At 53.4% G+C, this 13,268-nt stretch carries 12 protein-coding genes; all 12 read right to left on the minus strand.

What is annotated here, in order from left to right; translation table 11 throughout:
* Positions 1-37: 37 nt before the first annotated feature.
* The 12 genes from emrB to FBY13_RS18985 all read right to left on the minus strand — a co-directional run bounded on the left by emrB (position 38) and on the right by FBY13_RS18985 (position 13,176).
* Positions 38-1,573 carry a multidrug efflux MFS transporter permease subunit EmrB gene (gene emrB, locus FBY13_RS18930; protein ID WP_145394882.1) on the minus strand — a complete coding sequence of 512 codons (1,536 nt, stop codon included), beginning with the start codon at positions 1,571-1,573 and terminating at the stop codon, positions 38-40.
* A gap of 16 nt (positions 1,574-1,589) precedes the next feature.
* Positions 1,590-2,762 carry a multidrug efflux MFS transporter periplasmic adaptor subunit EmrA gene (emrA, locus tag FBY13_RS18935; RefSeq protein ID WP_145394883.1) on the minus strand — a complete coding sequence of 391 codons (1,173 nt, stop codon included), beginning with the start codon at positions 2,760-2,762 and terminating at the stop codon, positions 1,590-1,592.
* Between the two features lie 148 nt (positions 2,763-2,910).
* A complete protein-coding gene (mprA, locus tag FBY13_RS18940; protein ID WP_145394884.1) occupies positions 2,911-3,441 on the minus strand; it encodes a transcriptional repressor MprA in 531 nt (176 codons plus the stop codon).
* 270 nt (positions 3,442-3,711) lie between these two features.
* Positions 3,712-4,911, minus strand: a complete 1,200-nt coding sequence (locus tag FBY13_RS18945) for an MFS transporter (protein ID WP_145394885.1) — start codon at positions 4,909-4,911, stop codon at positions 3,712-3,714.
* Between the two features lie 148 nt (positions 4,912-5,059).
* The gene (gene proX, locus FBY13_RS18950; RefSeq protein WP_145394886.1) at positions 5,060-6,058 is read right to left on the minus strand and encodes a glycine betaine/L-proline ABC transporter substrate-binding protein ProX; all 999 of its coding nucleotides are present in this window, start codon (positions 6,056-6,058) and stop codon (positions 5,060-5,062) included.
* A 59-nt stretch (positions 6,059-6,117) separates the two neighbouring features.
* Positions 6,118-7,269, minus strand: coding sequence for a glycine betaine/L-proline ABC transporter permease ProW (gene proW / locus FBY13_RS18955; RefSeq protein ID WP_145394887.1), 1,152 nt, complete (start codon positions 7,267-7,269; stop codon positions 6,118-6,120).
* Positions 7,262-8,461 carry a glycine betaine/L-proline ABC transporter ATP-binding protein ProV gene (gene proV / locus FBY13_RS18960; RefSeq protein WP_096012745.1) on the minus strand — a complete coding sequence of 400 codons (1,200 nt, stop codon included), beginning with the start codon at positions 8,459-8,461 and terminating at the stop codon, positions 7,262-7,264. The genes proW and proV overlap by 8 nt, the downstream gene beginning before the upstream one ends.
* A 368-nt stretch (positions 8,462-8,829) precedes the next feature.
* Positions 8,830-9,789 carry a class 1b ribonucleoside-diphosphate reductase subunit beta gene (gene nrdF / locus FBY13_RS18965; protein WP_063880683.1) on the minus strand — a complete coding sequence of 320 codons (960 nt, stop codon included), beginning with the start codon at positions 9,787-9,789 and terminating at the stop codon, positions 8,830-8,832.
* A gap of 9 nt (positions 9,790-9,798) precedes the next feature.
* Positions 9,799-11,937 carry a class 1b ribonucleoside-diphosphate reductase subunit alpha gene (gene nrdE / locus FBY13_RS18970; protein ID WP_109717457.1) on the minus strand — a complete coding sequence of 713 codons (2,139 nt, stop codon included), beginning with the start codon at positions 11,935-11,937 and terminating at the stop codon, positions 9,799-9,801.
* On the minus strand, positions 11,907-12,320 hold the full coding sequence (gene nrdI, locus FBY13_RS18975) for a class Ib ribonucleoside-diphosphate reductase assembly flavoprotein NrdI (protein WP_063880681.1): 414 nt from the start codon (positions 12,318-12,320) through the stop codon (positions 11,907-11,909). Before nrdI ends, nrdE begins: the two co-directional genes overlap by 31 nt.
* A gap of 4 nt (positions 12,321-12,324) precedes the next feature.
* Positions 12,325-12,567, minus strand: coding sequence for a redoxin NrdH (locus FBY13_RS18980; protein ID WP_063880680.1), 243 nt, complete (start codon positions 12,565-12,567; stop codon positions 12,325-12,327).
* Between the two features lie 291 nt (positions 12,568-12,858).
* Positions 12,859-13,176: a DUF883 family protein gene (locus FBY13_RS18985; protein WP_063880679.1), complete on the minus strand. Its 318-nt coding sequence runs from the start codon at positions 13,174-13,176 to the stop codon at positions 12,859-12,861.
* Positions 13,177-13,268 lie beyond the last annotated feature (92 nt).

Genomic DNA, 13,268 nt, shown 5'->3' on the forward strand with positions numbered 1-13,268 from the left:
ACGCCAGAACCTGCCACAAGGCTACGCGCTGTTGCGACTAGTGCGCGCCACCCGCACCGCCACCGGCGGTAAAGGGTGGACGGGCAAACCAGATCAGCACCAGCAGTATCAGAAACACGCCTGCCGAGGCCCAAAAAATCTCGTTGGCAGAGATGATCAATCCCTGATTGGTGATCTGCTGCGCAATGTACGCCGAGGCTTGCTGATGCGTCATGCCCATCCCCTCCAACTGACTGTACGTCTGCTGCGCATTGACGTTATAAGGCGTCACCGATTCGCTGAGAGTACTGTGGTGCATTGCCTCACGATCCGTCCACATCGTGGTGGTGATCGAGGTCCCGATTGAACCCGCCAGCGTACGCACAAAGTTTGACAAACTGGATGCCGCCGCCATCCGGTCGGGTGTCAAACCCGACAGCGTAATCGTGGTAAGTGGCATAAAGAAGCAGGCGACCGCGAAGCCCTGAATAAATTGCGGCCAGGCTGATGCACCAAAATCCATGCCCGGTTCAAACGTGTAAGCGCGCCAGTAGAAACAAACGGCATACATGATGAAACTGAAGGTGACCAGTTTCCGCATATCAAGCTTATGGGAGAACCGACCAATAATGGGCGACAGGATGACAGGGATAATCCCAACCGGAGCCGAGGCCAGCCCTGCCCAGGTGGCGGTGTAACCGTAGACCTCCTGTAGCAGCTGCGGCAAGAGAACGATCGATCCAAAATAGAGCATGTAGGCCAGGCTAAGGGACAAACAGCCTATGGTGAAGTTGCGCGATTTAAACAGGGCCAGATCGACGATAGGGTGATCGTCTGTCAGCTCCCAAATCAGTAACATCACCAGCGCCAACACCGCCGCAATCGTCAGGACGATAATTTCTGTGGAGTTAAACCAGTCCAGCTCTTTACCGCGATCCAGCATCACCTGCAACGAGCCAACCCCGACAACCAGCAGCACCAGGCCAACGGTATCAATGGGGCGAATCTGGGTAGCGGTTTCACGACCACGCAGGGTTTGCAGCGTGAGCATAATGACCACAACACCAATCGGCACGTTGATAAAGAAGATCCAGCCCCAGTGATAGTTATCACTGATCCAGCCGCCGAGAATGGGGCCGCATATGGGGGCCACAATCACCGTCATCGCCCAGAGTGACAGGGCGATACTGCGTTTTGCGGGCGGATAGTTATTCAGCAACAGGCTTTGCGACAGCGGGATCAACGGACCTGCAACGATCCCCTGAATCACCCTGAAGAAAATCAGCATTTCCAGGCTTTTCGACATGCCGCAGGCCCAGGAAGCCAGCGCAAACAGGATGGTCGACCAGGTAAAAAGTTTGACTTCACCGATGCGTTTGGCCAGCCAACCCGTTATCGGAATCGAGATGGCGTTTGCCACCCCGAAAGACGTGATGACCCAGGTGCCCTGGGAGTTTGAGGCCCCCAGATTACCCGCAATGGTCGGTATAGCAACGTTAGCAATGGTGGAATCCAGAACCTGCATGAACGTCGCCAGGGATAGCGCAATGGTCATTAAGACCAGCGGCATCCCTTTGAGCGGTGCTTGTGCCATTACAGCCTCCGGGTCATCATCCGGCGTTCGCGTGGACGATATCGGTAATCAGCTTATTGACCGGTGCAAGGTCAATGGCCAGGGCGTTGCTGCTGTAGGCAGCCTGCTGACGAACGCTGGTAGCCAGTGCGCTGCCGTCTTTATTATCGGTATCAATTTCTACCAATGTTGACAGCCCGATACGCAGAGGATGTTTAGCCACTTCGTCCTGGTTCAACTCAATACGGACCGGCAGTCGCTGAACCACTTTGATCCAGTTACCAGTGGCGTTCTGCGCCGGTAACAGCGAGAACGCGCTCCCGGTGCCCATATCCAGACCCACGACTTTACCGTGGTACACCACATCGTCACCGTAAATGTCCGCCACCACGGTGGCCGATTGTCCGATACGCACGCCAGCCAGCTGTGTCTCTTTGAAGTTAGCGTCCACCCACAGGTTGGTTGCGGGTACGATCGCCATCAATGGGGTGCTGGTGCTGATCTGTGAACCGACCTGCACGCTGCGGCGAGACACATAGCCATCCATCGGACTGCGAATCTCAGTACGTTGCAGCGCCAGCCAGGCGTCACGCAGTTCTGCCGCACTTTGCTTCACTGCGGGTTGGTTTTCCAGAGACGTATTCAGGATCACCGCCTGATTGGCGTTGTACTGCTGAACCGCCACATCCAGCTCCGCTTTCGCTGAAGCCACTGCATCGCGCGCGTGTTGCAGTTCTTCACGCCCAATCAGGTTAGAGGCACCCAACGGCTCGCGACGTTTCAGATCGGCCTGTGCCTGATCTAACGCGGTCTGACGGAGATTAATCGTCGCCTGATATTGCTTTGCATTGATCATCTGTTGGTGCACCTGACGCACGCTGGTTGCCAGCCCGGTCTGCGCTTTTTCAAACGCCTGCTGTGCGTCGGTTTTATCCAGCGACACCAGCACATCACCTTTTTTGACGTAATCGGTATCATCAAACCAGACTTTATTCACGCTGCCTGACACCTGGGCCATGACCTGCACCTGGTTACCGGCGACATAAGCATCATCCGTTTCCTGATAGTGGCGCAACACTAAATACCAGTAAACGCCCCACGCAATGCCAAGCAGTATGACCACCAGCGCCAGTAATATCAGCGCACCTTTGCGCTTTTTCTTCTTGTTATTGACTGGTTGATGCGGGCTTTGCGCCTCTGTTGCACTCATTTATTTCTCCACGTTTTCCACTATGTCGGCGGGTTAAACTCCGTTTTCACCTTCGCCCGAGCCAAAAAAGCCAGCGACTAAGCGCTGGCCGGATAAAAGAGGGTTAAAATAACGATTTCGTCAGGTGATTGTGTCGCAGATCTTGCTATTACCGTGAAAGGGAAGCCGTTAGTTTATCTTCTTCCATTTTATCCAGACGGGTAAGCAGCTTGCGGGTGATGTTTTCCAACTGCGATTTCTCATCGCCGGTCAGAGAAGACCACAGGTATTGCAGGCTCTGATGCTGAGGTGGCAGCACCTGTTGCAGAAACGCATTGCCTTTTTCGGTCAGATGAAGATGCAGGCAACGACGATCCTGAGCGCTCTCACGACGTTCAATCCAGCCGCGCTTTTCCAGCTCATCAGCGATACGTGTTGCATTCGTCCGTGATGAACCCAGCGCGGTGCTCAGTTCAGAGGGCTGGATGCTCTGATCTTCCTGCGCATCAAGCGTCAGTAACGCCATAAACAGGGTTTCATTAATCCCCTGTTCTTTAAGCATTTTGTTGCGATTGTCCAGCAACTTACCCTGCATGTGCATGCAAAGACGCGTCAGGAGAATCTCCTGGAAGGGAAAATCTGCATGACGATTTGCACGGATATTTAACATCTGCTCAATGGGCGTAAACGAACTTTCCATTAGAAAAAACCTCACTAATTTCAACTTTTATAGTAACCACGGTGGCAGCATTATGGGTGAGTGACCGGGTTCTGAAACCCCATCCTCAGGCTGTCGCACTGTGGTGATTCACGATCTGTCCTTGACCCCAGGGTAAAGGTTTTGCGCATCGATTCCATACGCGTTGGTCGTACAGTGAAACGGTACGACATCAAATGATTACGAAAGAAAAAATAACTTACGTGAATAACTTTGGGCCAACGATAGCAAACTCACACTCTGCTGAACAGGCTAAATCACACTATTCGGGCTATTCGCCTGTTCCAGACCACGATTCCGCCACCAGATGATCAAATTCAGTAAAGTCAATATCGCCCCGGCCACACAGACGCCATACCAGCCTGCCAGATGGTAGGCATTTGCCGACAACAATGAGCCTAGCGCACCGCCAATAAAGTAGCTGGTCATATAACCGGCATTCAGGCGATTGCGTGCTTCAGGCAGACGCGCATAAATGACGCTCTGGTTGGTGATGTGCACGGCCTGAACGGCAAGATCCAGCAACAAAATGCCGATAATCAGCGCCACAAGATTCTGCGCGCCCCAGGCGATAGCTGCCCATGACAACAGCATAATCAGCAAGCCTGCGCTGGTGGTGAGTCCGGCCTTACCTTTATCCGCCAGCGAGCCTGCCTTCCTGGCGGCCAGGGCACCGGCTGCACCGACCAGCCCCAGCAGTCCGATTTCCCCTTCCGTGAACCCATAGGGTGCGGAGGAGAGCAGGAACGCCATGGATGTCCACAGGATGCTGAAATTCGCGAAGGTCAGGCAGCCGCTATAAGCCCGGGTACGCAGCACCGGATCGACCGCATACAACTGAAAGATGGAAACCAGAAGCTGGCGGTAATTTAGCGAGACAGACGGCGTAATGCGCGGCAGAGTGCGCCACAGGGCCAGAGCCATCAGCAGCATCAAGACGCTGGCGACCCAGTAGACGGTTTGCCAGCCACCCAACTGTGCCAGACCGCCCGAAACGGTTCGTGCCAACAGGATGCCTAGCAGCAGTACGCTCATCACCGTGCCAGTGACTTTTCCCCGTTTTTCCGGCGCGGCCAGCGTTGCGGCCAACGGCACCAGAATCTGTGCCGCGACGGAAAAGAGCCCGGTGATCACCGTTCCCAGCAGCAGAAAGAGGAATGATGAAGAGAGGGCAATGATCACCATGCCAACCGCAGCCATCACGATCATGCCAACAATCAGGCCGCGCCGTTCCAGCATGTCGCCGAGCGGGACCAGTAACAGCAGCCCACAAGCATAGCCAAGCTGTGCGGTGGTCACAATGAACCCGGCGAGCGCGACAGATAAGTCGAAGTGCTGCGCAATGGTGTGGAGCAGTGGCTGAATATAATAATTGCTGGCGACACACAGGCCGGTGGCAACGGACATCAGTCCCACCAGGGCGGGCGTTAAACCAGGACGAGAGGTTGTCATAGAGAGGCAGAGGTAAAAATTAATAATGTGACGTTAATAATAACCTAAAAAATTATTTGAGGGCTATGTTTATGTGGCGCGTGGATGGATGTGTGATGGCGAAAAAAAAGGGCGAACCACCGTCCGCCCTTCGTCAGTCAGTTGTGCCTTATTTAGCGGCAGCGCGGGCGTCGCTAATCCACTGATCAAACTGGGCCTGATGGCCTGTGATCCAACCGTCTACGTGACGATTGATATCCTCTTCCGAGTTTTGCCCGGCATGCATGGCTGCATTTTCCGCATTGATATCATTAATCGGCAGTTTCATGTCGGCAAACAGTTTGGCCGCGGCCGGATTTTTTTCCGCCCAGGCTTTGTTGGCAACGATGTGCATGGTGTTGACCGGGAAGCCATAGTTCGCGCCGTTAGCCAGTTTGGTATCCACGCCTTTTTGTTCGCCCGGTAATGAGGAGAACGGCACCTGGAGCCAAACGACGTCGCGGCCCGGTTTAAGCACATCACTCAGCCAGTAAGGCGTCCAGGTGTAGTACAGAATAGGTTTTCCCTGTTTAAAGCGCGCCAGGGTGTCCGCCACCATTGCCGAGTAGTTGCCCATGTTAGCGGTAACGGTTTTGCTCAGACCATAAGCTTCATTCTGGTGATTAATCACCGCCTCACAGCCCCAGCCTGGCGTACAGCCGGTCATATCCGCTTTACCATCCCCATTACTATCAAACAGCTGGGCAATTTTCGGATCTTTTAGCTGGGCGATATTGGTGATGTGATACTTCTCAGCGGTTTTCTTGTCGATGAGATAGCCTTGAGCCGCACCGGAGACGTAGGTTCCCTGGCGATAAAACTTATTGCTACCGCCTGCGGCTTTATACATATCGTCATGCAGAGGCTGCCAGTTGGTCGCCAGGAAGGTCGCATCGCCAGACGCAATGGTGGTATAGGCAACGTTGTAATCCACTTCACTGGGTTTCTCGACGGTATAACCCAGTTTCTCCAGGCCACGGCTCACCAGCAGCGTCTGAAACGTTTCTTCAGCAATCGTACTCTGTACCGGTTTAACCGTAATGCCTTTACCGGGCTGATCGGCGGCGAACGTCTGAGAAGCGGATAAGGCCGCCAGAATGGCAACTACGGCAGGGATCGTCTTGCGCATGGTTATTCCTCGTTTTTGTTGTCGCGTTAAAGGCGGCAGATAACGGCCGCCTTTACTGTTCAGGATTTACGGAAGGGACGTGTCAGAAGGCCAATTGGCCCGGTGTGATACCAGTGGCGGCTGCCACGGCTGCGTTTGTCACGCGCCACCGATTGGGTCAGGCGGTCAAGGATGATGGCCAGAATCACGATGCCGACACCGCCCACGGAGGCCAGGCCCATGTCCAGACGACCAATGCCGCGTAGCACCATCTGGCCCAGTCCACCGACGGCAATCATGGAGGCAATCACCACCATCGACAGCGCCAGCATCAGCGTCTGATTCACGCCGGCCATAATGGTTGGCATCGCCAACGGCAACTGGACTTTGAACAGCAGCTGATGCGGGCTGGCACCAAAGGACTCACTGGCTTCGATCAGGTCGGCAGGAACCTGCTTAATCCCCAGAATGGTCAGCCTGACAATCGGCGGCAGGGCAAAGATAATGGTGACGACAACGCCCGGCACATTACCAATACCAAACAGCATGACAATCGGAACCAGATAAACGAAGGCCGGTGTGGTCTGCATCGCGTCCAGCAGCGGGCGCACAATTCTTGCCGCGCGTTCACTGCGCGCCAGCCAGATCCCCATCGGCAAGCCAATGATGATACAAAACAGCAGGGCCGTGAGCACCAGCGCCAGGGTAATCATGGCCTGCGACCAGGCACCAATAGCGCCAATGGCGATCAGCGAAATCAGCGTGGCAATGCCCATTGCCGGACTGGCGATTTGCCAGGCGATTAACGCAAACAGCGTGATAGCAACGGGCGCGGGCATACCCAGCAACAGCTGTTGAAACGCGCTGAGGATATAATCCACCGGCACGCGGATACTTTGAAAGACCGGGCGGAAATGATTCACCACCCAGTCGATCCCTTCGGTTACCCAGTGGTCCAGCGGAATCCAGGTTTTATGGAAGGGGTCCATGAGCGAGAAATGGTCCGCATGGGGCGCGGGCGCGTTGTTCAACCAGTCGGTGCTGCTGGTGGAGCCTGTCGCGGCACTGCCATCCGGGGTGCCCCATGCATCTGCACCGCCAGTGGCTGCATGATGGCTGCTGTCGGCGGCACTGCTCTGGTCTGCGGCACCAGACCAGGGATCGCTACTCTGGCTGCGCTGTGTATCCGTTGCCGCCGCGTTATCCCATGGGGTTGATGTCTCTTTACTCATTGCTGGCTCCTTCACGATCTAAAGCACGTAAGAGCGTGCTTTTGGAGATCACGCCGACGTATTGATTTTCTTCTCCCACCACCGGAACGGCACAGGGTGCCTGCGCCACGTGTGAGAGCAGTTCATTTAACGAGGTCGTGGCAGGAACCGCCGTGGGCGCGTCGAGCAGGGCGCTTTCCAGCCCTTGTCCTGCCGCCAGCGCCGCTTTAAGAGAGTCGGTTGACACTACACCGATGAATTTCTGTTTTTCCAGCACGTAGCCGAACTCACGATCTTCATCCTGCAGCAGTTTTATGGCCGAGCGCGGGCCTAAACCAGCCGCTTTACGGATCAGCGCACCAGCATTACGGCGTGCAATATCGTTAGCGCTGAAAACATGGCTTATATCGACACCGCGGAAGAACGTACGGACGTAATCATTGGCTGGATTATTCAGGATTTCGTCAGGTGAACCCACCTGGACGACTTCGCCATTTTGCATAATGGCAATGCGGTCGCCAATGCGCATGGCTTCATCCAGATCGTGTGAAATAAACACGATGGTGCGCTGATGTCTGGCCTGTAATTTCACCAGCTCATCCTGCATTTCGGTACGAATTAAGGGATCGAGCGCAGAGAAGGCTTCATCCATTAATAAAATATCGGGATTAATGGCTAAAGCACGAGCCAGACCTACACGTTGACGCATTCCGCCTGACAGCTCATCAGGATAGGCATGAGCATAATTTTCCAGCCCAACCTGACGCAACGCCTCAAGGGCTTTTTCCTGCCGTTCCACCAGGGGCGTTCCGGCTAATTCCATACCAAACGCGGCATTATTTAACACGTTAAGATGCGGCATTAATGCGAATGACTGAAACACCATGCTGATCTTATTTCGGCGAACCTCCCGCAGTTCGCTGTCCGATATTTTCGCAATATCGACACCGTCAATAATCACCTGGCCGCGCGTCGGCTCTATCAGACGATTGAGAAGGCGAACCATGGTGGATTTTCCTGAACCGGATAACCCCATGATGACGAATATCTCGCCTTCTTCAATGGCCAGACTGGCATTTTTGACACCCAACGACAAGCCTGTCTTTGCGAGTATCTCCTCTTTGCCACAGCCCTTATCAATATATTTAAATGCCCTCTGTGGATTATCGCCAAATACCTTATAAAGATTTTTTACTTCTAATTTAATTGTCATGCGATAGTGAAGCCCTGATTAAATTATTTTAATGTGAAATGACGTGTCCTGGTCGAATTTAAGCAGGCTATAACCTGACATACTCAGATTATCTGTCAACCCTGACGTGAAATATCCATGGCTAAAAATTACCCGTCATGGCGATAATTTCCAGCGCTCACAAGGGATGAGGGAAGGTGAATTTTTTGTGATTTATTTGAGAAATAGCAGATAATTAGCCTGCTCAGACGAAGGGAATTGCCACAATGGCGTGAGGATCAGAGGAAAGGGATAAGAAATAATGATAGCGATAAGGCTGAAATAACGGATTATAAATCAGTGTCATTAATGATTAATGACTGTGCCGCAGAATCACGGCACAGGGTTCACTAAAAACTCCAGTCTTCGTCTTCGGTTTCTACCGCTTTTCCCATCACATAGGAAGAACCCGAGCCCGAAAAGAAATCATGGTTTTCATCGGCGTTAGGGGACAGGGCAGACAAAATCGCCGGGTTGACGTTGGTCATTTCTGCCGGGAACAGCGCTTCGTAGCCCAGGTTCATCAAGGCTTTGTTGGCGTTGTAGTGCAGGAAGGTTTTGACCTCTTCCGCCCAGCCGACATCGCCATAAAGCGCTTCGGTATAAACCACCTCGTTTTCATACAGCGCCAGCAGCAAATCAATGGCGAACTGCTGCAAGGCTTCGCGGCGACCTTCATCAACCTGCTCAAGGGCTTTCTGGTACTTGTAGCCGATATAATAGCCGTGTACCGCTTCATCACGGATGATGAGCCGAATCAGGTCGGCGGTATTCGTCAGTTTGCCACGACTGGACCAGTACATCGGCAGCCAGAATCCCGAATAGAACAGGAATGACTCCAGAAAAACGCTGGCAATTTTTTTCTTCAACGGATCGTCAGCACGGTAATGGGTGAGGATGATCTCGGCTTTGTTTTGCAGCGCCTGATTCTCTTCGCTCCACTGATAAGCGGCGTCCACATCGCTGGTGTTACACAATGTCGAAAAAATCGAGCTGTATGAGCGGGCATGTACCGCCTCCATAAAGCTGATATTCGACAGCACCGCCTCTTCATGCGGCGTCAGCGCATCGGGCATCAATCCCGGTGCACCCAGCACGTTCTGAATGGTATCCAGCAGCGTCAGGCCGGTAAACACGCGAATAGTCAGCTGCTGCTGCTGTTTATCCAGCGTCTGCCAGGCAGGCAGATCGTTGGACAGCGGCACTTTTTCCGGTAACCAGAAGTTGCTGGTCAGACGGTTCCATACCTCAAGATCTTTCTCATCCTGAATACGGTTCCAGTTAATGGCTTGAATTTGTCTGAGTTGCATAATGTGTTCTCACAGTGCGCAGGAGACGCAGCCCTGAACTTCAGTGCCTTGCAGGGCCATCTGGCGCAGTCGAATGTAGTAAAGCGTTTTGATCCCTTTTTTCCAGGCGTAAATCTGCGCTTTATTAATGTCGCGCGTGGTCACGTCATCCCGGAAGAAAAGCGTTAATGACAGGCCCTGATCCACATGCCGGGTCGCCTCAGCGTAGGTATCAATAATGGCTTCCGGCCCAATCTGGTAAGCATCCTGATAGAGTTCCAGATTGTCATTGGTCATAAAGGGCGCCGGATAGTAAACACGGCCGGTTTTACCCTCTTTGCGGATCTCTATTCGCGACACAATCGGATGAATACTGGACGTGGCGTGATTGATGTAAGAGATCGAACCGGTGGGCGGTATCGCCTGCAAATTCTGATTGTACAAACCGGACGCCATCACCGAGTCCCGCAGTGCCAACCAGTCATCCTGCGTGGGTAAGGTGATGCCCGCACTGGCAAACAGGGCAGCGATGCGGGGCGTGCGCGGTTGCCAGTCACACTGCAGATATTTGTCAAAATAGGCACCGGTAGCATAGGTTGACGCCGCAAAGCCATCAAAGGCCTGTTGGCGCTCTTTTGCCAGCTGATTTGAGGCGCGCAGCGCATAATAGGTCACACAGTAAAAATAGAGGTTGGTGAAATCCAGCGCTTCCGGTGAACCATAGGCGATGCCTTCGCGGGCCAGATAGCCATGCAGATTCATCTGGCCCAGGCCAATAGCATGGGAGCGGCGATTGCCTTCTGCCACGGAGGGAACCGAACCGATATCACTCATATCTGACACCGCCGTTAGCGCACGTATTGCCGTCTCCACCGTGTGCGCCAAATCGCCAGAGTCCATCGCATGGGCAATATTCAGCGAACCAAGGTTACAGGAAATGTCTTTTCCCATCCGGCGATAGCTGAGATCCTCATTGAATTCACTGGCGCTGTTCACCTGCAAAATCTCTGAGCAAAGGTTGCTCATATTGATGCGACCGGCAATCGGGTTATCCCGGTTGACGCTGTCCTCATACATGATGTAGGGATAGCCCGATTCAAACTGGATTTCCGCCAGCGTCTGAAAGAAATCGCGCGGCTGGATATAGGTTTTACGGATTCTGTCGTCCGCCAGCATCTCCTGGTATTTTTCGCTGATGCTGATATCCCCAAACGCCTGACCGTATATCCGCTCAACATCGTAGGGCGAGAACAGCGCCATCGGCTGATTCTCTTTGGCGAGCTGGAACGTAATGTCCGGGATCACCACGCCCAACGACAGCGTTTTGATGCGGATTTTCTCGTCCGCGTTTTCACGCTTAGTATCAAGAAAGCGCAAAATGTCTGGATGGTGTGCATTGAGCCAGACCGCGCCGGCACCCTGACGTGCGCCAAGCTGATTGGCATAGGAAAACGCGTCCTCCAGCATCTTCATCACCGGAATGACGCCGGAAGACTGATTTTCAATGCGCTTAATCGGCGCGCCGGACTCACGCAGGTTCGACAGCAGAAACGCCACGCCGCCGCCGCGTTTTGACAGCTGCAGGGCAGAATTCACCGCCCGGCCAATCGACTCCATATTGTCTTCAATACGCAGCAGGAAGCAGGAGACCAGCTCGCCGCGCTGTTGCTTGCCGCTGTTGAGGAACGTCGGCGTCGCGGGCTGAAAACGCCCGCTCAGGATGGCCTCCAGCACCGATCGTGCCAGCGCTTCATCCCCTTGTGCCAGCGTCAGCGCCACCATACAGGCGCGTTGCTCAAAGGTTTCCAGGTAACGCTTTCCATCAAAGGTTTTTAGCGTATAGCTGGTGTAGTATTTCCACGCACCTAAAAACGTTTTGAACTCAAAGCCCCATGCCTCGGCTTCATCGTGCAGCGCGCACAGGAAGTTAAAATCATACTGATTGAGCACGGCGGCTTCGTAGTAGCCTTCGGCGACCAGATAGCGCAGGCGCTCGGCAACGCTGGCGAAGTGCTGAGTATTAGGTTGCACGTGCTGAATAAGAAACTGACGCGCGGCCTGCTGATCTTTCTCAAACTGGATGCGGCCATCGGCGTCATACAGGTTCAGCATGGCGTTCAGCGCATGGTAGTCCAGCGCTACGTTGTTGAGGGTATCTGTCGTTGCCAAAATTGGGTTACTCCCGCTTTCACATTGGCGATATCGTCGGGGGTTCCCATCAGTTCAAACCGATACAGGTAGGGAACCTGACATTTCTTAGCAATGATGTCGCCCGCCAGGCAGTAACCTTCACCAAAATTACGATTACCGGCAGCGATAACGCCGCGCAGTCCGCTGCGGTTAACGTCATCATTGAGAAACTGAATCACTTGTCTGGGCACGGCCCCGCGATGACTGCCGCCACCGTAGCTCGGCACCACCAGGATATAGGGCTGGTGGAGATGCAGCTGTTGCTTACCATCAATCGGTATGCGGTACGCAGGCAGACCCAGACGGGTAATAAACCGATGGGTGTTTTCCGACTGGCTGGAAAAATAGACCAGTGGAAACATGTGGCTACCCGCCGATCGCAACAGACTGAGACAGGCGGGCTATCTTGTCCGGTCGGAATCCGCTCCAGTGATCGTCACTGGTCATCACGACCGGCACCTGGCGGTAGCCCAGCGCTTTGAGGTTATCAACCGCCTCAGGTTGTGAATCAAGGTTGATCAGGTGGTAGTCAATGCCGTGGCGATCCATTGCATTTTTCGTGGCATTACACTGGACACAGTTGTTTTTAGTGTAAATAATAATGCGCATGATTCGTATTCCTCTCTCATTGCGGTGCCGCTGCGGATAACGAAGTGTATTTCCCTGAATCAGGCTTCGTCCTTGCAAACATCTTGTGGGATGACAATGAAATGAATACTAGATGTAGTGTCTTTGGCGGTCAAGCGTACTATATATAGGGTTAATCGGGGTGAGGGCGGTAAGTCAGTCGCGGCGCGGTCTGCAACGCGAAAAAAAAATTTGTAAAGCCGGTTGTGTAAAAAACAGGCACAAAAAAGCCCCGCTCAGTGAGCGAGGCCGATGATAACGATAAGGCAGGGATTAGCGGCGTGAAACCAGCAGCGCGCCCAGAACAATCCCCACGGCAGCGCCGATACCTACGCCATACCAGGGTTTGTCATGCACATAGGCATCGACCTGATAACCTGCGTCGCGGGCAACCTGTGAGACACGGTTACCGCCGCCATTGAGTTTCGCGCGGGTTTGCTTCAGTAAGGCTTCCGCCTGACTGCGTGCAGAATTAACCTCATCTTTCGCTTCACTGCCGTAAGATTTAAGCAGCGCTTCAAGTGAATCAGCCAGCTCGTTCACATCCTGATTGATATCAATGTCATCGTTTTTTTGCGTTCGATTAAACATTTTTGGCTCCCTTGTAATTAACACGTAATACTTAGTGTAGACCACGTTTTGCGTAACGAGGCGCGGAATGGCCCTTTAGGGAAAATTCCGAA

It is taken from the genome of Pantoea sp. SJZ147, from assembly GCF_007828605.1.
In the GTDB taxonomy this organism is placed as follows: domain Bacteria; phylum Pseudomonadota; class Gammaproteobacteria; order Enterobacterales; family Enterobacteriaceae; genus Pantoea; species Pantoea allii.

Bases quoted from the DNA above. Each gene is read 5' to 3' on its own strand.
- emrB (WP_145394882.1), bottom strand. From the start codon at position 1,573: ATGGCACAAGCACCGCTCAAAGGGATGCCGCTGGTCTTAATGACCATT.
- emrA (WP_145394883.1), bottom strand. From the start codon at position 2,762: ATGAGTGCAACAGAGGCGCAAAGCCCGCATCAACCAGTCAATAACAAG.
- mprA (WP_145394884.1), bottom strand. From the start codon at position 3,441: ATGGAAAGTTCGTTTACGCCCATTGAGCAGATGTTAAATATCCGTGCA.
- FBY13_RS18945 (WP_145394885.1), bottom strand. From the start codon at position 4,911: ATGACAACCTCTCGTCCTGGTTTAACGCCCGCCCTGGTGGGACTGATG.
- proX (WP_145394886.1), bottom strand. From the start codon at position 6,058: ATGCGCAAGACGATCCCTGCCGTAGTTGCCATTCTGGCGGCCTTATCC.
- proW (WP_145394887.1), bottom strand. From the start codon at position 7,269: ATGAGTAAAGAGACATCAACCCCATGGGATAACGCGGCGGCAACGGAT.
- proV (WP_096012745.1), bottom strand. From the start codon at position 8,461: ATGACAATTAAATTAGAAGTAAAAAATCTTTATAAGGTATTTGGCGAT.
- nrdF (WP_063880683.1), bottom strand. From the start codon at position 9,789: ATGCAACTCAGACAAATTCAAGCCATTAACTGGAACCGTATTCAGGAT.
- nrdI (WP_063880681.1), bottom strand. From the start codon at position 12,320: ATGTTTCCACTGGTCTATTTTTCCAGCCAGTCGGAAAACACCCATCGG.
- FBY13_RS18980 (WP_063880680.1), bottom strand. From the start codon at position 12,567: ATGCGCATTATTATTTACACTAAAAACAACTGTGTCCAGTGTAATGCC.
- FBY13_RS18985 (WP_063880679.1), bottom strand. From the start codon at position 13,176: ATGTTTAATCGAACGCAAAAAAACGATGACATTGATATCAATCAGGAT.